Raw genomic sequence first — 19,154 nt, forward strand, 5'->3', positions numbered from 1 at the left:
GCCCATCCGGTCCCCCTGGGCAGTCCTCACCCCTGTGTCTCCCAGCCCTGATCGGCGCCGGGCAGTGGCCTCCGCCCGGCGGCCCGGGCACTCACGGTGGTGCGGTCCGGCGAAACCGGCCTGGGGTCGCCCGTGCCGGGCCGCAGTGCGATTCCCCGGCATCCGGTGTCCGGCCTGCCCGGGCGGGTATGCCCCCGTCAGGGTGACGAGGGGGCCGCGATGGGACGCGGGAACACGAACAGGGCCTGTCTCGGTGTCGGGCTGCTCTTTCTGCCCTTCGCCGTGGGGCTCGGGTATGTGCTGGTGGTGGCGGCCTGGAGGCTCGGACGCTTCCTGTGGACAGGAGCCGGGCCGCGACTCGCCGAAGGTGACCCGGCGACGTGGGTCGCCCTCGGCATGGTCGTCTTCCTGGCCGGGGTGATCGTCCTCGTCTTCCGGCACGCCGGCCGCGACGGCGGACCCAGCCCCGTTCCGGGTCGGGCCGTTCACCAGGGCGAGGACTGGTACTGGAACGCCGAGCCGATCGATTACCCGCCCGCACGGAAACGGGCGCCCGGCCGGGGAGCGGATCCCGACATCTGAACCCGGAGCACGTGGCATGCGCCGGTCCGGCCGCTCCGGGGCGGGGGCGTTCTCGAAGACGGTCGGTGACGGATGTCCTGGACCGGAGCGCGGGACAGCCCCTGGATGGTGAAGGAGCGGAACGGGCGCTGTGATGGTCCCACCGGACGGCCGGGATTCTCAGCGGCTGATCGCCCGCCGGGGGAGCGGGGAGGAGTACACGATGCTGGTGGTCACGGAACCCAGGGCGCCGATCCTCCCCGTGACCTCCTCCAGGTGCCGCATCGACCGAGCGGTGACCTTGAGGACGAAACAGTCGTCCCCGGTCACATGGTGGGCCTCCACGATCTCCGGGGTCGTGTCCGTCAGGTCGTGGAAGGGCTTGTAGTTTCCGTTCGGGTACCGCAGCCGGACCAGGGCCAGGATCGGCAGGCCGAGCCGCTCCGGGTCCACCACCGCCGAGTAGCCGCTGATCACGCCCGCCTCTTCGAGGCGGCGTACCCGCTCGGTGACGGCGCTCGGGGACATGGCGACCGCGCGGGCGAGCTCGGCGAAGGTCGCTCGTCCGTCGCGCTGCAGGACGTCGAGGATGCGCCAGTCAGTGGCGTCCGGGAAATCATCGGTCATGCGGTCAGACAACCGGGAAAGTCCCTGCGGAACAAGGGGTGTGCCGGGGATCACCCCTTCCAGGAGCCCCGGATGAACCCTAGGTTTTGGTCATGACCTCACAGACCGCAACGGGCAACCCTGTTCTCCGTGTCCCGCCCGCATCCCCGGCGGCTGCGGCCGCGTACTTCGCCGCCTCGCTCGCCTTCCACGCCGACGTGTCCGATGTGGCGAGCGCTTTGGAGGACGGCGGGGACCCCGGATTCGTCGTCCTGGACTCCCGCTCGACCGCCTCCTGGGACCAGGGGCACGTCCCCGGTGCCGTCCATCTGCCCACCGCGCTGATAGCGGAGCGGGCGGCCGCCCTGCTCGACCCCGCCGTCCCGGTGGTCACCTACTGCTGGGGGCCAGGCTGCAACGGCGCCACTCGGGCGGCGCTGGCTCTCGCCGAACTCGGTTACCAGGTAAAGGAGATGCTCGGCGGATTCGAGTACTGGGTACGCGAGGGGTTCGCCTTCGAGACCTGGGAGGGTGCGGACCGCCGCGCCGCCGACCCGCTCACCGCACCGGTGGACGCCGACGACTGCGGCTGCTGAGGCGCCGGGCGACGGGACTCAGGGCCCGAGCAGCAGGCCGAACAGGCTCCCGCCGTCGTCGCCGGCGGGCAGACCGCTCACCTGGCCGTCGCCGACCTCCACCACCCGCCACACCCCGTCCTCCCGGAGCGCCAGGTCGGTGGTCACCCATCCGCAGCCGAGCGTGCGGACGGCCTCACCGACGGCGTCCAGCCGTGGCGCCGAAAGCAGGTCCGGGGTGTCCGGATGCGCCGTCACACGCACCGGCTCCCCGTCCACCCACCACACGCGTGCCTCGCCGCCGGGTACGAACGGTTCGAAGGCGCGCAGCACCACCCCGCCGGCCAGGGAGTCCTCCTGCAGTTCGACGAACCGCCGGATCACCGACGCCAGCCTGTCCCGGTCAGCGAGCTCCGGCACGAAGCACGCCTCGTCCCATTCGTGCTTACGTGATTTCACGAAGTCCTTGACGATCCCGGGGCCGGATCCGAGGTCCTGGGCGAGGCCGGCCCAGACATCGGCCCCCGGGAGCGCCTCACCCGGCGACAGAGGACGCCAGACGGTGCGAGGCGTCAGCTCCTCGAACACTTCGTACCAGCCGGGGAGCTCGTGCGCGGCACGGTAGTCGGCCCCACCGGTACGGAGCGAGCAGCCGCGGTCCGCGAGGGCCAGCTCCAACTCCGCGTAACGACCGGAGGGAACCATCCAGCCGCGGTACCGGTACGAACCGGAGTCCCGAGGCACCCTGTCGACCGCGCTGCCGACGTCACCCGCCAGCAGGGCGTCATGGTCGATCAGGGAGATCCGAGCCCCGGCCTGCCGTGCCGCGGCCGCCTCGCGGGTGAACTCCGGGTCCGTGCGCCTCGGCCGCAACGGGTCGCAGCAGAACAGGAAACCGGTCTCGGCCATGGGGCAGGTCCTTCAGGACTTCGGTGACGGGAGAAGGAGCCGGGGGCGTGCGGACGGGCACGCCCCCGGCGGAATCGGGTCAGAGCCGGGACAGCTCGTCCACGAGGTCGTCCAGACCGAGCGACCCCTGGGAGAGCGCCGCCATGTGCCAGGCCTTGAGGTCGAACGACTCGCCGTGCGCCTTCCTCGCGTTCTCCCGGCCCAGCAGCCAGGCGCGTTCGCCCAGCTTGTAGCCGATCGCCTGCCCTGGCATCGACAGGTAGCGGGTCAGCTCGCTCTCCACGAAGTCGGCGGGGCGCCCGCTGTGGCTGCCGAAGAACTCCTGGGCGAGGTCGGGCGTCCACCGCTCGCCGGGGTGGAAGGGGGAGTCCGCGGGGATCTCCAGCTCCAGGTGCATGCCGATGTCGACGATCACACGGCAGGCACGCATCATCTGCGCGTCCAGGTAGCCGAGGCGGCGCTCGGCGTCCGGCAGGTATCCCAGCTCGTCCATGAGGCGCTCGGCGTACAGCGCCCAGCCCTCCGCGTTGGCGCTGACCTGGCCCACCGAGGCCTGGTAACGCGAGAGGCTGTCGGCGACGTGGGTCCACTGCGCGATCTGCAGGTGGTGGCCGGGAACACCCTCGTGGTACCAGGTGGACACCAGGTCGTAGACGGGGAAGCGGGTCTCGCCCATGGTGGGCAGCCATGTGCGGCCCGGCCGTGAGAAGTCCTCGGAGGGGCCGGTGTAGTACGGGGCAGCAGCGCCACCCGCCGGAGCGATCCGCGACTCCACCTTCCGCACCCGCTCGGCGAGTTCGAAGTGGGTGCCGTCGAGCGCCTCGATGGCCTCGTCCATCAGGCCCTGGAGCCAGGTCCGGACCTCCTCCACACCCTCGATGTGCTTGCCGTGCACGTCGAGATGGGCCAGAGCCTCCCAGGGGCCCGCCCCGGGAAGGATCTTCTCCGCCTCGCTCCTCATCTCCGCCAGCAGCCGGTGGTACTCGGACCAGCCGTACGCGTAGGCCTCGTCGAGATCCAGGTCCGTGCCGTTGAACTGCCGCGCCCAGCGGGCGTAGCGCTCGCGGCCGACCGTGTCCGGGGCGCCCTCGATCGCCGGGGCGTACACGTCCCGCATCCAGTCACGGAGCTCCACGAGAGCCGAGGCCGCCTGACCGGCCGCCGCGTCCAGTTCCGCACGCAGGGAAGCGGGGCCGGCCGACACGAAGTCCTGGAAGAATCCGGTGCCGTCCTCGCCCGCCCAGGTCCCCAGCTGCTCGACGAAGGTCGCCGTGGGCCGCGGTCCGCCGTACAGCTTGCGCTCCAGACCGAGAGCCAGCGAGGCGCGGTACCCCTCCAGCGCGGCGGGGACGGCCCGAAGACGGTCCACGACAGCGGCCCAGTCCTCGTCCGTCGCGGTCGGCGTCGCCGAGAACACGTCACGGAGGCTGTGGGCGGGGGAGTGGATGTTGGATACGGCCCTGAGTCCTTCCTCCGCCTCGTGGATGGCGAGTTCGGCGGTCAGGCGTTCCCGGAGCAGCCGGGCGCAACGCCTCTCCTCGTCCGTGTCCGCACCCGGCACCTGCTCCGCGGCGTCGAGTTGGGCGAGGGTCTCGCGGATGAGAGCCGCCATGGCGGCCTGGCCCGCCGGTGAGAAGTCGGGGAGCTTGCGGGAGCTTTCGGCGACACCGAGATAGGTACCGGTGATGGGGTCGAGATCGATGTAGGCGTCGACGTAGGCGTCGGCGACCTGGCGCGGCAGTGCGCTGCTCGGTGTGTCTGACATGTGGACATCCTCGTACGAGGAGGCCCTTCCCGTCACGGGGGAACCGGACTTGGCCGTTTCTTTCCGATCAGGCCGAAGGAGACTCACTCGAGGTGTGGCGGACCAGCGGCGATCTCCTCGGGGCCCGCGGGGTGCCGGGTGCCCGGCCCCGGTGGCAACAGCGGCCCGCACTCCCACTGCTGGAAGATGAGGCGGGTCTCCACGCGTGCCACCTCACGTCGTGAGGTGAACTCGTCCAGGACCAGGCGCTGAAGGTCCGTCGGGTCGGCCACGGCCACGTGCACCAGGTAGTCGTCGGGCCCCGTGAGGTGGAAGAACGCCCGGGACTCGGGCAACGCCCTGATCCGTTCGACGAACGGGCCGATGAGTTCCCTGCGGTGCGGCCGGACCTGGACCAGCAGCAGTGCCTCCAGCCCACGGCCCAGCTTGGCCGGATCGAGCCGCAGCCGGTGCCCGACGATCACGCCCGAGCGGCGCAGCCGCGCGACACGGTCAAGGCAGGTGGACGGCGCCACCCCGACCTCGGCGGCCAACTCCCGGTACGTCGTCCGTGCATCGTTCTGCAGGACACGCAGAATGTGCAGATCGACCGGATCGAGTGCGACTGATTCGGGCATCGGGCGAACGTAGCACGGCGATCTCCCCCGTTCTCCCGTTCGGTGTTCAGTCTATTGGCATGGACATCGAAGTCACCTCGCTGACACCCCGGCCCACCTTCCCGTCCAGGGCGCTCGCCACCGAAGCCGTGCACGCCGGACGCGACGACCTCGCCTCTCGCGGCCTGCACGCCGCGCCGATCGACCTGTCCACCACCTACCCCTCCTACGACTCACGCGGCGAGGCCGAGCGCATCGACGCCTTCGCCGCGACCGGGGCCCGGCCCGACGGGCCGCCCGTGTACGCGCGGCTCGACAACCCGACGACGGCACGCTTCGAAACGGCACTGGCCCGATTGGAAGGGGCCCAGGCCGGCGTGGCATTCGCCAGCGGAATGGCGGCGCTCACGGCGGTACTCCTGGCCCGCGCGAGTCTCGGGCTCCGGCACGTGGTCGCGGTGCGCCCGCTCTACGGCTGCAGCGACCACCTTCTCGGCGCCGGGCTGCTCGGCACCGAAGTGACGTGGACGGATCCGGCGGGCATCGCCGAGGCGATCCGCCCCGAGACCGGTCTGGTGATGATCGAGACACCCGCCAACCCGACCCTGGCGGAGATCGACATCAGAGCCGCCGCCCACTCCTGCGGCTCGGTGCCACTCCTCGTGGACAACACCTTCGCGACCCCTGTCCTGCAGAGGCCCCTCGAACTGGGCGCCCGGCTCGTACTGCACAGCGCCACCAAGTACCTCGGCGGTCACGGTGACGTGATGGGCGGAGTGGTCGCCTGCGACGAGGAGCTCGCCGCGACCCTGCGGCAGGTGCGGTTCGCCACGGGAGGGGTGCTGCACCCGATGGCCGGATATCTGCTGCTGCGCGGGCTGTCCACCCTGCCCGTGCGGGTCAGGGCGGCGTCGGCCTCGGCGGCGGAACTCGCCCGCAGGCTCTCGGCCGACCCGAGGGTGGCGCGCGTGCACTACCCGCGGGTCGGCGGAGCCATGGTGTCCTTCGAGGTGTTCGGAGACCCCCACCGGATCATCGGCGCGGTCCGCCTGATCACGCCCGCCGTGAGCCTCGGCAGCGTGGACACCCTGATACAGCATCCGGCCTCCATCAGCCACCGCATCGTGGCTGAGGGAGACCGGAGGGCCGCCGGTGTGGGCGACCGGCTGCTTCGGATGTCCGTCGGCCTCGAGGACGTCGAGGACATCTGGGCGGATCTCTGTCAGGCGCTCAGTGCCCCGGACGCCGTTCCGGCCGGCCGGAACCGGGCAGCGGTCGCTGCGCCGACGGCACGCCCGACCGTGTCACCGGTTCCACTGTCCGAAGGTCCGGGGACGGAGCGGGAACCGGGGCCAGTCGGGCCGTGATGACCAGGGTGCCTTCCTCGATCTGGTAGTCGAGGGGCAGCGAGAGCGCCCGCATCGCGGCCACCATGCCCGTGTTGTGAGCCTGCGTCACCGCGTACACGCTCTCGCAGCCCGCCTCGACGGCCAGAGCCACAAGGCGGCGGAGGAGCTCGGCGCCGATGCCCCTGCGCTGCCAGTCGTCCTCGACCAGGAGCGCCACCTCGGTCTCGTCGCCGTCCCAGAGCAGATGCCCGAGGGCGACCAGCTTGCCGGACGCCGTCTGGACGGCCAGGGTGCGCCCGAAGCGCGGGCTCAGTAGGTGGTCCAGATACCGGTCGGCGTCGCGGACCGGACCGTGGTAGCGCAGGCCCAGGGTCCCGTCCGAGCAGCGGCCGTGCATCGCGAGAGCGGCTTCGAGGTCGCTCCGGTCCGCCCGGCGCACGGTGATCTCGTTGCCCTCGGGCAGGGTGAGGATGTCCTCGCTGCGGGGTACGCGCGGGCCGAGCCGTGCGTCGAGCTCGACCAGCGCCCGGGCGCGGGCGAACTCCGTGGGAGTGAAGGGGAGGTAGGGACGCTCCACGGTGATGACGCCGCCCGACGGGTCGCGCAGGCGCATCACGGTCTCCTCCAGAACCCCTTCGACCGGGGCGTTCTCCCCTGTGGGGCGGCCGGTGATCGACAGCGCGGGCAGCGAGTGGATGGTGCACCTGCCCAGGAGCTGCCGCAGGGCGAGCGGGAGTTCGGCCGCGTCCAGGGCCGTGCGGGTGGCGAGGCCGAGCACACGGGTGGGCGTGTCCACCAGATCGTGCGCGTCGGCCCGCTCGATCCACGTGGAGGTGCCGCCGGCGGCGGCGATCTCCCGGGTCAGCTGCTGCGCGGGCAGGGCCGCCGGGGCCCTCAGCAGGAACTCGTCCACGGTGCCCTCGGCCAGCGGGTGGGTCTGCAGGGTGAGGATGTCGATCCTGTGTCGGGCCAGGGCCGTGCAGAGCGCGGCCAGGGTGCCGGGCGCGTCCCGGACGGTCGTCCGCATACGCCACAGCACCGTCTCGGCAGGGACGTCATCCTCCGTCGAGGCGACGTCCTGACCCGCACCGCCGGCCGCGTGGCCGCCGGCATCGGCCGGGGGTGGAGCGTGACTGTGCCTGCGCGCCCACCACGTGTGGAACGTGGCCGTGGCCACCAGGGCCACGGCGGACGCGATGAGCAGATAGGGGCCGTCGGGCTGGTGCCCGATGAGGTTGGCGATCGCGTCGGCCACGGCCACGGCGGTGAACAGGGCTGCAAGTTCGATCAGATCCCGCCGCCAGTGGTGCGGACGGCGGGCGCTCTTCGCGGATGTCACGTCAGTCATGTCTTTACTGTGGCCGAACGGTGTTGCCTGATCACGAACGCATTGTGACTGATGGGTTACGTGTGGATCTGGTCCCTTCGGTACCTTTTCGGGTTCCGGTGGCACCCTGAGCTCCGTCCGCGCAACCGGCCGAGGCGGCACCGCCCGTTCCGCCTGCTCCGTCACAGGGGTGGGAGGTGGGCGAAACGCCCATGGGTCCATCCGGGAATCGCCGGCTCACTGCCCGGTGCGCCCGGGTTGCAGCACCTTGCTGAACAGCACCGATCCGCCCTGGGCGCGGAGCCGCACGGTCAGCTCACCGCTCCCGCCGTCGATATCCACCTGCCCGAAGAACTGCGGAGACTCCATGGGCGAGACGTTCGCCCGGTCCGGAGCCCGGACGAAGACCCGGTCAGGACCGAAGGTCCCGTCGAGGGCGTTGGCGGGGAAGCCGCCAGCCGCCAGCGGCCCGGAGACGAACTCCCAGAACGGGGCGAAGTCCTTGAAGGCGGCGCGCTCCGGTGAGTAGTGCTGGGCCGAGGTGTAGTGGACGTCGGCCGTCAGCCAGACCGTGCCGGTGATGCGCCGGTGCTTGACGTACCGCAGCAGCTCGGCGATCTGCAGCTCGCGGCCCAGAGGCGCGCCCGGATCGCCCTGGGCGACGGCCTCGTAGTCCGTGGCTCCGTCCGGGACGACCAGTCCCAGCGGCATGTCGGCGGCGATGACCTTCCAGACCGCGCGGGACCGTGACAGTTCGTGCTTCAGCCACTGGAGTTGCCCGGATCCGAGGATGCCGGTGGTGTCGTCCGGCTGCCTGTTGGGGGAGTTGGCGTCGCGGTACGAGCGCATGTCCAGCACGAACACATCGAGCAGCGGACCGTGACGTACGACGCGGTGCATGCGCCGTTCGGATGACGGCGCCCACAGGGTGGACACGGGGAAGTACTCGCGGAAGGCCCGCATCGAACGTGCCGCGAGCAGGTCGACGTTCTTCTCCGTGTACCGGACGTCGTCGAGGATCTGCCCCGGATACCAGTTGTTGCGCACCTCGTGGTCGTCCCACTGGATGATCGAGGGCACCTGAGCGTTGAACGCCCGGAGGTTGTCGTCGAGCAGGTTGTACCGGAAGTTGCCCCGGTACTCGTCCAGGGTCTCGGCCACCTTCGACTTCTCGGGGGTCGTGACATTGCGCCAGGTCCTGCCGTCCGGCAGTGTCACGCTCGGTTCCAGCACGCCGTCCGCGTAGATGTTGTCCCCGCTGCAGAGGAAGAAGTCCGGGGCGAGACGGCGCATCTCGTCGTAGATCCAGTAGCCGCCGATGTCCGGGTTGATGCCCCAGCCCTGCCCCGCGATATCACCCGACCAGAGGAAGCGGACCCCGTCGCGTCGGCTCGCGGGAGCGGTGCGGAAGGTTCCGTACAGGGGCCTGCCGGTGCGGCGGGGGTCGTGAGGGTCCGCCAGGGTGACGCGGTAGTGGATCTGCTCGCCCGGCGGCAGCCCGTGGAGCGCGGTCGTCCCGGTGAAGTCCGACTGGGCGCCGATCAGCGGACCGCGCCAGGTGCGGGCCCGGCGGAAGGACTCGGACGCCGAGGTCTCGACCGTCATGCGGGCCGGCCGGTCGGAGCGTACCCACACCAGGGCCGAGGTGGCCGTCACGTCACCCACCTGCACACCCCAGGCCGCGTCCGGCCGGCCGGACAGCGCGAAGGCGGGTGCCGCGGCGAACGCCGCAGGCACGGCGGCCGCCGCCGAGGCGAGGAGCGAACCCCGCAGCACGGTGCGGCGACGAGGGACCGGGACGTGCGGACGGTTCGACATCGATTCGCCTTCGTGGGAGTGAGGAGTGCTGTGGGGGCGAGATCCTGCGGTCGGTTGCGGGACCATGCCTAGTCGCTCGCGGCGGCGATCAGCCCAACCAGAGATGAACAGAGCATGTTTGAGGCTTCATCACCGTCATGTGGCCGAAGCCTCCGATGGGCCATGTGGGTGAGCCTCGCCCGCCGGCCAGGTGCCGGTCACCACGGACCCAGCGTGGGGGTGCGTCCGGCACGCCGGCTGGGCGAACCCGGCGTGGGTCGCCGTTGTCGCGGTTCGGCAGTCGTTCGGGGCTGCCCCCGGTCCGTCCGATCCACGGAAAGGTTCCGTTCCGCGGAGAGGCTCTGTTCCGAGGAGAGGTCCGATTCGAGGAGAGGTGAGGAGAGGGGCGCCGTAGGTCTCCGCTCCTCCTGTCGGCTCCTGCAGCGGCGCCGTCGTCCTGGCTGGGGGAACGCCGAGGTGTCCGGCGCACGGCTTCGTGTTGCCAGGCCTCACGGCCGTACGAACGTCCTGTGAACGCTCTGCGCCAGCGAGCTGTTCCGCTCCGTCACCGGATGAGGATTGGTCTTGACCAAGGTGTTTCGCCGCCCTAAGGTCTGAAGGATAGGCAGGAACCTTTAATAAACAACATCGCGGAAAAGCCACCGGCGGATGCGGAGGACAGGGTGGGGACCACGCAGCTGGAATCGGTGCAGGAGCCGAAATACTGGCACCTCAAGACCGTGCTCAGTGAGGCACTCGACTCGGACTTCGCGGTGGGAGAGGTACTGCCCAACGAGCGGGACCTGGCAGCGCGTTTCGGTGTCGCCCGGGCGACACTCCGGCAGGCGCTGGAACAACTCGAGCTCGAAGGCAGGCTGCAGCGGCGACGCGGAGTCGGGACGACCGTCGCACCTCCCCGCGTGGGAGTGGCCGTCGCCACCGCACAGCAGGGTTTCGACGGTGGTGACGACGAGGCGTGGCAGCCCGTCGAGTGCACCGTCACGGAGATGCCTGCCGCCGTCGCCGCTCTGCTCGAGGTGGACGGGGGCGAACCCGTCCACATGGTGCGCCGTATCCGTGTGGCGCAGGGACAGGCCGTGGCGGCGGAACTCCTCTACGTTCCCGTGTCGTCCGTACCCGAGCTCTCCGCGATCGAAGTTCCGTCGGGGCCCGCACGGGCGAGGAGCGTCCTGCGGGAGCTGTACCGGGTCGGCATCGGGGGACAGGACCGCTCCGTCGAGCTCGGATCGGCCCGCGCGGACGACGCCAAGGAGCTCGACAGGCTGCCTGGCGCCCCTGTCCTCGTCGTCACCACTCGGTATTTCGACGTGGTCGGCAGCACGTGTGCCGTCTCCGTCGCCACGTACCGTGCTGACACCTGCCGCCTCACCTTCGGGGACTCCGGGGCGCTGGAGATCAGCCACGACCAGCAGGAGCGCAAGGCCTCCTGACGATCCGTCGACGGCGTGCCGGGCTTCCCGGCGCACCGTCGGCGCAGGGACACGACCGACGGCAGGAGAGCGACCTTCTCCGCGTCGGCCGTCCCGGCTTCGAGAACAGCTTGATCCGCCCGTGCGGCCCGTCGCGTGTCAGCGGCGGGCCGTGACTGTTGCCTCCACGGCGAAGAGCTGCTCCTCCACGTGGTCGAGTGCGAGTCGCAGTGCTCCGGTGGCGACGGCGGCCTCTCCCAGGAGCGACAAGGCCACCCGAGGCGGCCGCAGACAGTATCGGGCCAGCTCGTCGCGGAGCGGATCGAGTACCCCGTCCAGGCCTGCCGCCCACCCTCCGATCACGACGACCTCGGGGTCCAGGGCCAGCACCAACGCGGCGACGTCGTGCACCAGGCGCTGTATGAAGCGTGCGACAGCGGCTTGCGCACCCGCATCCCCCTCCTTGGCCTTCGCGAAGACGGCGGTTACCGCGGGCTCGTCCAGGGGCTCGAGCGGAGTGTCCGTCGTGGAGAGCAGGTGCTCCGGGGTGACGTCCCGCCCCAGCAGGTGCAGAGCGCCGATCTCGCCGGCCGCGCCTCCGAAGCCACGGTGGAGGCGACCACCGATCAGGGAACCCGCGCCCGGGCTCAGACCTGCCAGGACGAAGACGATGTCGTCCGAATCGGTTGCCGCACCCTTCCAGTGCTCAGCCACAGCAGCGGCGTTGGCGTCGTTCTCGACCAGAACCGGGCACCTGAATGAGCGACGCAGCTTCTCGCCGAGCGCGAGCCCGGTCCAGTCCGGCAACGCGGTCCCCAGGCGTACGGTGCCGTCGGCCTCGACGATGCCTGGACTGCCCACGCCGACCGCACGCAGACTGCTGCGCGCCACACCCGTGCGCTTGAGCACGTCGGCGATGACCAGCCTGACCTGCTCGATTCTCTCGTCCGCGCTGAGCGTCTCCGACACATCGCGAGAGCCCGCGCCGACGACTCGGCCGTCCAGCCCGGACAGCAGTGCGGAGACGCGGTGCGAGCCGATCTCGACGCCCAGCAGATATCCCGCCTCGGCCCGGAAGCGGAACCGCCGAGCGGGACGGCCCTGCCGCTTCGCTCCGCCGTCGTCGGGCATCGCCTCCACGACGAGCCCTTCTGCGAACAACCCTTCGACGACACCTTCGACCGTGGGCCGGGACAGCCCGGTGATCCTCGTCAGGTCCGTGAGAGTGGGTGAGTCCGCCCCTCTCAGGGCATGCAGCACCACGGCGGAATTGATCCTCCGCAGCAGAGAGGGGTCCCCACCGCTCAGTCGGGCCACCGTCTGTCCTCCCAGGTCGTGCGCACTTCTGCCGGATCGTACTCGCTGCCCCGATCCCGGCGGCAAGCACCCGGCGTCGGAGCGGCCCCGAAGGCGTCCACCGAGGCCCGACAACCGGCTCGGCGCCTCGGCGATTCGGCCCGCCCGGGGGTTCTGGCCGCAGCGCCTTCCTCTCCCGTGTGGATCGGAGAGGGCGGAGTCCGCCGGCGGTTCTGGGAGGGGCGGACGAGAGACGGTGAGCGGGGCAGCTGAGATGGAATCGCCGGGAGGACCGAGGCGCACGGCGGGCCGGCCGTCCTCGGAAGGCGCGGTCGCTGCCGGCCGGCTCTCGCGTCAGTGTCCTCTCGACCTCTCGTCGGCTGAGGGGGGAATCCTCCTCAGAGCCGGGCCAGTGCGGCTCCGGGGAGTATCGGGCGTCCGGCTGTGCCCGAGGAGAATCCGGCGTCCGGCGGGGCTGCCCGGTCAGTGAGGGGTCACGAACCCGGACTCGTAAGCGGCGATCACGGCCTGTGTGCGATCCCGTGCCCCCAACTTGGCCAGGACCGCGCTGACATGAGTCTTCACCGTCTCCACCCCGACCCCGAGATCTGTGGCGATCTCGGCGTTGGACAGTCCCCTGGCCATGCGTAGGAGTACTGCGGCCTCGCGGTCGGTGAGTGCGGCCCGGTCCAGGGCGTTCCGCGCCTCATCCGTACCGTACCGGGCCGCGAGCTGCCGGACGGCGGCCGGGAACAACAGGGACTCTCCTTCCGCCACCAGCCGGACGGCGTGAGCGATCTCGGCGGGTCGGGCTCGCTTGAGCAGGAATCCGTCCGCGCCCGCGCGCAGCGCCTCGTACACGTACTCGTCGTTCTCGAACGTGGTCACCACCAGGATCTTCGGTGGATCCACAACGGTGCGCAGTACCAGTCGAGTTGCCTCGATTCCGTCCATCAGCGGCATGCGTACATCCATGGCCACGACATCCGGCCGGAGCGTTCGCACGAGGGGAATCACGGCCGCGCCGTCGGCGGCCTCTCCCACCACCTCAATGTCGGGCTGAGCCTCCAGGATGGCGCGGAGCCCCGCGCGCACCAGGGGTTCGTCGTCCACCAGAAGCACGGTATAGGGCACTGGTTCAGCCTATGCGGTCCGTCGGGAGACGCACCTGCACGATCCAGTCCCCCTTGTGCTGGCCGGCTCTGGCCCTGCCACCGAGCAGGGCTGCCCGCTCCCGTATGCCTCGCAGGCCACTGCCGCCGCTCGGCGTACAGGGCGAGGCCGGGAGCGGATTGGTCACCTTCAGCTCCAACTCTTCCTCCCTCACCGCGATTCTCACCCGAACGGGAACACCGTGGGCGTGACGCAGCACATTGGTGAGGGACTCCTGGAGGATGCGGTAGCCCTCACGGGACACTGTGCCGGGAAGCAGATCCAGCCGCCCTGTCATCTCCACATCGAGTTTCGCACCTGAGGCGCGAGCCGATTCCAGTAGCCGACCCGCTTCGCTCATCGTGGATTGCGAGCTGACAGGGGCATCGGACTCCCGCAGTACCTTGAGGACGCGCTCCAGATCCTCCAGGGCGTTGCGCCCCGTTTCCTCGATGACCGCAAGTGCCCGCGCGGTGAACTCAGGGCTGTCCGACGTCCTTGCGGCGCCCGCCTGTACTACAGCCACCGTCAGAGCATGCCCGATCGAATCATGCAGTTCGCGTGCGATCCGATTGCGCTCCAGCAACTGTTCCGTGCGCTTCTCGAGGGCGGTCAACCGCTCTGACGGGGAGGGGCCGAGCAGCCTGCGAGCCGCCGCAGTCGCCACCTCACCACACAGGATGATCAGCCCGAGCAGGATCAGCAGAGGCAGAGGGGCGAGCAGTGCGCACAGCCATCGCGCTCCGAGGAAGTCGGTCAGCCAGCCCATGCTCGGCTCCGCACTGATGGAGTAGGAGACCAGGTCGAATGTGGTTGCCGGAAGCCAGATGGTCGCGAAGCCCGCAGCAGTGGCGAGGAGCAACCTCACCTCGAGCCAGGCAACCGTGCACCAGCGATCAGCCCAACTCACGGAAGGCGCGGCAGATATGGAGGCATCCGCCCGGCCGCGCTCGCCAGGAGTGAGGAGGAGCTGTGCCTGCACCCCTTCGGCAAGGCGGATCGCCGGCAGCAGCCCGGCAGGCACGGCGAGGACGCAGGGCATCCAGGGGGTGTCGAACGAGACGAACATCCACACACTGACGACAGCGCACGGGATGAGGAGATGGAGCCAGCGGCTGTACGTGACGGGAGCGGCCAGCGGCCGGAACGGGTGACGCATGTGACCATCGTGTCAGCGTCGGGCAGTCGGCGGCTCCCCCCAGCGGGGGAGACGATCCCCTCGGATTGGGGAGGTGCCGGTCCTGCGACACCGGACACGCTGGGCACATGATCGGTATCGAAGCGCACGAACTCGTCAAGGACTACGGGCCCACACGGGTCGTGGACCAGCTCACCTTCAGTGTGCGTCCTGGCCGGGTGACAGGGTTCCTAGGCCCCAACGGCGCCGGCAAGTCCACCACGATGCGACTCCTTCTCGGGCTGGACCGCCCTACGTCCGGGACCGCGACATTCGGCGGCCGACCGTACGCCTCGCTGGACAATCCGCTGCAGCACGTCGGTTCCCTTCTCGACGCCCGGGCGGCACACGGCTCACGCACGGCCCGCAGCCACCTGTTGGCTCTGGCCACGAGCAACGGCATCGCCACGAGACGAGTGGAGACCGTCCTCGCGGACACGGGCTTGTCATCGGTCGGCGGGCAGAGGATCAGGTCGTTCTCGCTCGGCATGCGGCAGCGCCTCGGGATCGCTGCGGCGATGCTCGGAGAGCCGGAAGTCGTGCTCCTGGACGAACCGTCCAACGGGATGGATGCAGAAGGCATCATCTGGATTCGCCGACTGATGCGCACCATGGCCGCGGAGGGCCGCACGGTCCTCGTCTCAAGCCATCTGATGCACGAGGTCTCCTCCTTCGCCGACCATCTGATTGTTCTCGCCCGTGGCCGGCTCCTCGCCGACCTGTCGACAGACGAATTCCTGGCCGCTCGCGGCCGACCCGCAGTTCGGATACGCACCACAGAGGCCGCGCGAACCCGGCTGCATGAGCTTCTCGCTCGCAGGGGTCACGAGCCTGTGAGGGAAGCCGACGGGAGTTGGCTGGTCGAGGGCGTGAGGGCAGAGGATCTGAGTCCGGAAATCGCCTCGGAGTCGATCCCGATTCTCGAACTCACACCGGTACAGCCGAGTCTGGAACAGGCCTACCTCGATCTCACCATGTCGGAAACGGAGTTCGCATCACCTCACTCCAGCCGCGGGCGGAGGGACGGATGAGCATCAGGACTTTGCCGATGACGCGGCTCGTGCGCTCCGAGTGGATCAAAATCAGATCGGTGAGAGCGGTTACGGGATCTCTGGCAGCGATCTTCGTTGGCACACTCACCGCCACCGTTGCCGTGTTCGCCACGGTGGGGCAGTCAGATGCGTCGGGACCGGATTTCGAGCCGGTCTTCTCCGCCTTCTACGCGCTGAACTTCGCCCAAGTCGCGGCAATCAACTTCGGGGCCACCGCCCTGGCCTCGGAGTACGCGAACGGTTCTCTGGGGATTTGGCTCGCTGCCGTCCCCCGCCGCAGCTTGCTGTACGGCGCCAAGATGTCGGTGATCGGGGCTCTTGCTCTGCTCGTGGGGCTCATCACGAGCTTCGCCACGTTTCTCGTGGGGCAGTCCTTCATGGGAGATCACGCGATCGGCCTCGGACATCCCGGTGCTTTGCGTGCAGCGGTCGGCGGCGGTGTCCACCTCGCGCTCATGGCCCTTGCTGCCGCCGGACTGACAGCAGTTCTGCGCAACGCCGCGGTGGTTCTCGGCTTGCTCATACCCGTGCTGCTGGTGGCCTCGTTCGTGCTGGGGGATGTGGCGGGAAACGCCGCACAGTACCTTCCGTTCCAGGCAGGACAGTTGGTGCTGCATGAGAGCCCTCAGGGCGTGATGGGCCCCTGGGCCGGGCTGGCGGTGGCCGCGGTCTGGTCCGCTGCGGCACTGACGGCAGGCTGGTGGTGCATGAAGAGAAGGGATGCCTGACCAAACCACACCCGAAGGGGCCACCCCCTTCCAGGAGAACAAGGATGCGGCTCCCGAGGATGGAGCCGCACTGCGAGCCAGGCGTCCGGCGAGGTCGCTCCCCGGAGGCGCCATGTGTCGGTGGCGGCCTGTTTACTGATGGTATGACCACTGCACATCACCTCCGCCTCATCGACGGGATGCGCGCAAAGGACTTCCCACCCGAGCGCGTTCCGTCGGGATCGGGAGTCAGTGGACCCGGCTATCACACGGCCCTCCTCCACGGAGACCACGCTCTCGGGGATTCGGACGAGGCCGACGGGCTCGATCTCCGCGCTCAGTGCGCGGCGGAACATGACGCCCTGCTCACGCTGCTCAACCTGCGTTGGGGCGAGCCACAGGTCGTGAGCCTCTGGAGAGCACAGGAACGGATGATGGCAGGAGAGGAGATGATCGAGCCATGGGCCGACATCGTCGCCGGTTGCGAATATCTCCGCCTGTGGAGGGCGGAAGACCGATGGATCGCTCTGGTGCTCCACCTGGAGGACGGCGGGCCGGGCTGCGAGCTCGGCATCCTGGTCACGGTGATCGATCCGCCCTGCTGAACGGTCCCGGAAGCAGCGGCTCACTGACCGGGAAGCGGGCGCCGCCCAGAACGGCTCCCGCCGTCGTGTGCCGTGCCGGGGTCGCCGTCCCGCTGCTCCGACGAGGAAGCTCGATACACCGCGCTCCGCAGGCGGGCGTATTCCTCCGCCATCGTGTCCACCGTCCAACGGGCGTTGAGGCCACTGGGGTTGGGGAGTACCCAGACCCTGGCTCCTCCGATGACACGCTCCTGCGGCCCGATTCCGGCGCGCCGCTCGCCGAAGGCCGTCCGGTAGGCGGTGACACCGACGACCGCCAGCCATGTCGGGCCAAGTCTCCCCACCTTCGCCGACAGCACCCTGCCGCCCACGCGGAACTCCTCCGCCTCCAACTCGTCAGCCCTCGCGGTGGGCCGGGCGACCACGTTGGTGATGCCCAGGCCGTACCCCGGCAACTGGTCCTGTTGTGATGGCTTCAGTTGGCTGGGAGTGAACCCCGACCGGTGCAGCACCGGCCAGAAGCGGTTTCCCGGATGGGCGAAGTGGTGACCCGTCGCTGCCGTCATCAGGCTCGGATTGATCCCGCAGAACAGGACACGCAGGCCGCCCGCGACCACGTCGGGGACGACGCGGTCGCGGGCGGCCTGGAGTTCGTCGGGAGTCATCCGGAAGGAGCGGCAGCGATCAGAGGATGGAGCCCGGGCTGTACGCGGCAGCCTCGGGGTGCTGCTTGGCGATCTCCTCGATCCGGGACACGAGGGCGGAGACCTGGTCACCGGCCGCACCGGTGAAGGAGAGCTTGTCCGCCATCAGGGCGTCGAGCTGCCCACGGTCCAGCGGAATCCGCTCGTCCGCGGCCAGCTTGTCCAGCAGCTCGTTACGCTCCGCGCCCTGCTCCCGCATGGCGAGGGCGGAAGCCACCGCGTTCTCCTTGATGGCCTCGTGGGCGAGTTCGCGGCCGACGCCGGCCCGCACCGCGCCCATCAGGACCTTGGTCGTGGCGAGGAAGGGGAGGTACCGATCCAGCTCGCGCGCAACCACGGCGGGGAACGCACCGAACTCGTCGAGCACGGTGAGGAAGGTCTCCAGAAGGCCGTCGAACGCGAAGAACGCGTCAGGCAGCGCCACGCGGCGGACGACGGAGCAGGAAACGTCCCCCTCGTTCCACTGGTCGCCCGACAGCTCACCGGTCATCGACGCGTAGCCGCGCAGAATCACCATCAGGCCGTTGACGCGCTCGCAGGAGCGGGTGTTCATCTTGTGCGGCATCGCGGACGAGCCGACCTGGCCCGGCTTGAAGCCCTCCGTGACCAGCTCGTGGCCCGCCATCAGCCGGATGGTCTTGGCGACGGACGACGGTGCCGCCGCGAGCTGCACCAGGGCGGTCACCACGTCGTAGTCGAGCGAACGCGGGTATACCTGCCCGACCGAGGTGAAAGCGTGAGCGAAGCCGAGGTGGCCGGCGATGCGGCGCTCCAGGTCGGCCAGCTTGTCGGCGTCGCCACCGAGGAGGTCCAGCATGTCCTGGGCGGTGCCGACGGGGCCCTTGATGCCACGCAGCGGATAACGGCCCAGGAGGTCCTCCAGCCGCCCGTACGCGACCAGCAGCTCGTCGGCGGCGGTGGCGAAGCGCTTGCCGAGTGTGGTCGCCTGTGCCGCGACGTTGTGCGAGCGGCCGGCCATGACCAGCTCGCCGTACTCGCCGGCGAGCTTGCCCAGCCGTGCCAGAACCGCCACCGTGCGGTCGCGCATCAGCTCGAGGGACAGCCGGATCTGCAGCTGTTCGACATTCTCCGTGAGGTCCCGGGACGTCATGCCCTTGTGGACCTGCTCGTGACCCGCGAGGGCGTTGAACTCCTCGATACGGGCCTTCACATCGTGCCGGGTGACCTTCTCACGCTCGGCGATCGAAGCGAGATCGACCTGGTCGATGACACGCTCGTAGTCGGCCAGAGCCGTGTCCGGCACCTCGATCCCGAGGTCCTTCTGAGCGCGCAGCACCGCCAGCCACAGCTGACGTTCCAGCTTCACCTTCTGCTCGGGGGACCAGAGGACGGCCAGCTCCGTGGAGGCATAGCGGCCGGCCAGGACATTGGGGATGCGAGGCTTCGCAGACACAGCAGTCACGTGTCCTGATTCTACTGGCGGTTTCTGCAGGTCCGTGCCGCGGGCCGGTCTGTGGGTTCCTACGAACGGCACAGGTGACCGACGCCCGCGGCGGCGACGCCGGAGCAACAGGTCCGGCCGGCCGTCCAGGCGGCGTCACCTGTC

Annotated in this window: 17 protein-coding genes and 1 pseudogene; 7 read left to right on the forward strand and 11 right to left on the reverse strand. The window is 69.8% G+C overall.

Going from position 1 to position 19,154, the window contains the following annotated elements:
- Window positions 1-219: 219 nt before the first annotated feature.
- Window positions 220-582 (forward strand): hypothetical protein, encoded by a 363-nt coding sequence (locus tag ACGFNN_RS04795; protein ID WP_393553011.1) that lies wholly within the window; start codon window positions 220-222, stop codon window positions 580-582.
- Window positions 583-741: 159 nt separating this feature from the next.
- Here the strand turns inward: ACGFNN_RS04795 and ACGFNN_RS04800 are convergent, their stop codons facing one another.
- Window positions 742-1,188 carry an Lrp/AsnC family transcriptional regulator gene (locus tag ACGFNN_RS04800; protein ID WP_365524205.1) on the reverse strand — a complete coding sequence of 149 codons (447 nt, stop codon included), beginning with the start codon at window positions 1,186-1,188 and terminating at the stop codon, window positions 742-744.
- A 92-nt stretch (window positions 1,189-1,280) separates the two neighbouring features.
- Here ACGFNN_RS04800 and ACGFNN_RS04805 point away from each other — a divergent pair, with 92 nt between their 5' ends.
- Window positions 1,281-1,763 (forward strand): rhodanese-like domain-containing protein, encoded by a 483-nt coding sequence (locus tag ACGFNN_RS04805; RefSeq protein ID WP_393553014.1) that lies wholly within the window; start codon window positions 1,281-1,283, stop codon window positions 1,761-1,763.
- A gap of 18 nt (window positions 1,764-1,781) precedes the next feature.
- Here the strand turns inward: ACGFNN_RS04805 and ACGFNN_RS04810 are convergent, their stop codons facing one another.
- The 3 genes from ACGFNN_RS04810 to ACGFNN_RS04820 all read right to left on the reverse strand — a co-directional run bounded on the left by ACGFNN_RS04810 (window position 1,782) and on the right by ACGFNN_RS04820 (window position 5,033).
- Window positions 1,782-2,651: an ATP-grasp domain-containing protein gene (locus ACGFNN_RS04810; protein WP_393553016.1), complete on the reverse strand. Its 870-nt coding sequence runs from the start codon at window positions 2,649-2,651 to the stop codon at window positions 1,782-1,784.
- A gap of 79 nt (window positions 2,652-2,730) precedes the next feature.
- Complete coding sequence (locus ACGFNN_RS04815; RefSeq protein ID WP_393553018.1) at window positions 2,731-4,416, reverse strand: DUF885 domain-containing protein; 1,686 nt, start codon at window positions 4,414-4,416, stop codon at window positions 2,731-2,733.
- A gap of 83 nt (window positions 4,417-4,499) precedes the next feature.
- On the reverse strand, window positions 4,500-5,033 hold the full coding sequence (locus ACGFNN_RS04820; RefSeq protein WP_362553617.1) for an Lrp/AsnC family transcriptional regulator: 534 nt from the start codon (window positions 5,031-5,033) through the stop codon (window positions 4,500-4,502).
- Between the two features lie 59 nt (window positions 5,034-5,092).
- On the opposite strand from ACGFNN_RS04820, the gene ACGFNN_RS04825 reads away from it, so the two are divergent.
- Window positions 5,093-6,379, forward strand: a complete 1,287-nt coding sequence (locus ACGFNN_RS04825; RefSeq protein ID WP_393553020.1) for a trans-sulfuration enzyme family protein — start codon at window positions 5,093-5,095, stop codon at window positions 6,377-6,379.
- Here the strand turns inward: ACGFNN_RS04825 and ACGFNN_RS04830 are convergent.
- Window positions 6,297-7,700, reverse strand: a pseudogene (locus ACGFNN_RS04830) (GNAT family N-acetyltransferase); the annotation flags it as partial. The gene ACGFNN_RS04825 and the pseudogene ACGFNN_RS04830 overlap by 83 nt on opposite strands.
- Window positions 7,701-7,925: 225 nt before the next feature.
- Window positions 7,926-9,506: an alkaline phosphatase D family protein gene (locus ACGFNN_RS04835; RefSeq protein ID WP_393553022.1), complete on the reverse strand. Its 1,581-nt coding sequence runs from the start codon at window positions 9,504-9,506 to the stop codon at window positions 7,926-7,928.
- Window positions 9,507-10,168: 662 nt separating this feature from the next.
- On the opposite strand from ACGFNN_RS04835, the gene ACGFNN_RS04840 reads away from it, so the two are divergent.
- Window positions 10,169-10,936 (forward strand): GntR family transcriptional regulator, encoded by a 768-nt coding sequence (locus ACGFNN_RS04840; RefSeq protein WP_393553024.1) that lies wholly within the window; start codon window positions 10,169-10,171, stop codon window positions 10,934-10,936.
- 138 nt (window positions 10,937-11,074) lie between these two features.
- On the opposite strand, the gene ACGFNN_RS04845 is transcribed toward ACGFNN_RS04840, so the two are convergent.
- The 3 genes from ACGFNN_RS04845 to ACGFNN_RS04855 all read right to left on the reverse strand — a co-directional run bounded on the left by ACGFNN_RS04845 (window position 11,075) and on the right by ACGFNN_RS04855 (window position 14,522).
- Window positions 11,075-12,232, reverse strand: a complete 1,158-nt coding sequence (locus ACGFNN_RS04845; protein WP_393553026.1) for an ROK family protein — start codon at window positions 12,230-12,232, stop codon at window positions 11,075-11,077.
- A 462-nt stretch (window positions 12,233-12,694) separates the two neighbouring features.
- Window positions 12,695-13,345: a response regulator gene (locus tag ACGFNN_RS04850; protein WP_393553028.1), complete on the reverse strand. Its 651-nt coding sequence runs from the start codon at window positions 13,343-13,345 to the stop codon at window positions 12,695-12,697.
- Window positions 13,346-13,349: 4 nt separating this feature from the next.
- On the reverse strand, window positions 13,350-14,522 hold the full coding sequence (locus ACGFNN_RS04855) for a sensor histidine kinase (RefSeq protein WP_393553030.1): 1,173 nt from the start codon (window positions 14,520-14,522) through the stop codon (window positions 13,350-13,352).
- A 107-nt stretch (window positions 14,523-14,629) separates the two neighbouring features.
- Between ACGFNN_RS04855 and ACGFNN_RS04860 the strand changes: the two genes are divergently transcribed.
- The 3 genes from ACGFNN_RS04860 (at window position 14,630) to ACGFNN_RS04870 (ending at window position 16,904) form a co-directional block, all read left to right on the forward strand.
- A complete protein-coding gene (locus ACGFNN_RS04860) occupies window positions 14,630-15,571 on the forward strand; it encodes an ABC transporter ATP-binding protein (RefSeq protein WP_393553032.1) in 942 nt (313 codons plus the stop codon).
- Window positions 15,568-16,320, forward strand: a complete 753-nt coding sequence (locus ACGFNN_RS04865; protein WP_393553034.1) for an ABC transporter permease — start codon at window positions 15,568-15,570, stop codon at window positions 16,318-16,320. Before ACGFNN_RS04860 ends, ACGFNN_RS04865 begins: the two co-directional genes overlap by 4 nt.
- A gap of 143 nt (window positions 16,321-16,463) precedes the next feature.
- On the forward strand, window positions 16,464-16,904 hold the full coding sequence (locus tag ACGFNN_RS04870; RefSeq protein ID WP_393553036.1) for a hypothetical protein: 441 nt from the start codon (window positions 16,464-16,466) through the stop codon (window positions 16,902-16,904).
- A 20-nt stretch (window positions 16,905-16,924) separates the two neighbouring features.
- On the opposite strand, the gene mug is transcribed toward ACGFNN_RS04870, so the two are convergent.
- Both mug and purB read right to left on the reverse strand, forming a co-directional pair.
- Window positions 16,925-17,548, reverse strand: a complete 624-nt coding sequence (gene mug, locus ACGFNN_RS04875) for a G/U mismatch-specific DNA glycosylase (protein WP_393553038.1) — start codon at window positions 17,546-17,548, stop codon at window positions 16,925-16,927.
- A gap of 19 nt (window positions 17,549-17,567) precedes the next feature.
- Window positions 17,568-19,010, reverse strand: coding sequence for an adenylosuccinate lyase (gene purB / locus ACGFNN_RS04880; RefSeq protein WP_393553040.1), 1,443 nt, complete (start codon window positions 19,008-19,010; stop codon window positions 17,568-17,570).
- Window positions 19,011-19,154: the final 144 nt, after the last annotated feature.

This window comes from Streptomyces sp. NPDC048590, from assembly GCF_043199535.1.
In the GTDB taxonomy this organism is placed as follows: domain Bacteria; phylum Actinomycetota; class Actinomycetes; order Streptomycetales; family Streptomycetaceae; genus Streptomyces.

Coding starts and splice junctions, on each gene's coding strand:
- ACGFNN_RS04795 (WP_393553011.1), top strand. CDS start 220: ATGGGACGCGGGAACACGAACAGGGCCTGTCTCGGTGTCGGGCTGCTC.
- ACGFNN_RS04800 (WP_365524205.1), bottom strand. CDS start 1,188: ATGACCGATGATTTCCCGGACGCCACTGACTGGCGCATCCTCGACGTC.
- ACGFNN_RS04805 (WP_393553014.1), top strand. CDS start 1,281: ATGACCTCACAGACCGCAACGGGCAACCCTGTTCTCCGTGTCCCGCCC.
- ACGFNN_RS04810 (WP_393553016.1), bottom strand. CDS start 2,651: ATGGCCGAGACCGGTTTCCTGTTCTGCTGCGACCCGTTGCGGCCGAGG.
- ACGFNN_RS04815 (WP_393553018.1), bottom strand. CDS start 4,416: ATGTCAGACACACCGAGCAGCGCACTGCCGCGCCAGGTCGCCGACGCC.
- ACGFNN_RS04820 (WP_362553617.1), bottom strand. CDS start 5,033: ATGCCCGAATCAGTCGCACTCGATCCGGTCGATCTGCACATTCTGCGT.
- ACGFNN_RS04825 (WP_393553020.1), top strand. CDS start 5,093: ATGGACATCGAAGTCACCTCGCTGACACCCCGGCCCACCTTCCCGTCC.
- ACGFNN_RS04835 (WP_393553022.1), bottom strand. CDS start 9,506: ATGTCGAACCGTCCGCACGTCCCGGTCCCTCGTCGCCGCACCGTGCTG.
- ACGFNN_RS04855 (WP_393553030.1), bottom strand. CDS start 14,522: ATGCGTCACCCGTTCCGGCCGCTGGCCGCTCCCGTCACGTACAGCCGC.
- ACGFNN_RS04860 (WP_393553032.1), top strand. CDS start 14,630: ATGATCGGTATCGAAGCGCACGAACTCGTCAAGGACTACGGGCCCACA.
- ACGFNN_RS04865 (WP_393553034.1), top strand. CDS start 15,568: ATGAGCATCAGGACTTTGCCGATGACGCGGCTCGTGCGCTCCGAGTGG.
- ACGFNN_RS04870 (WP_393553036.1), top strand. CDS start 16,464: ATGACCACTGCACATCACCTCCGCCTCATCGACGGGATGCGCGCAAAG.
- mug (WP_393553038.1), bottom strand. CDS start 17,548: ATGACTCCCGACGAACTCCAGGCCGCCCGCGACCGCGTCGTCCCCGAC.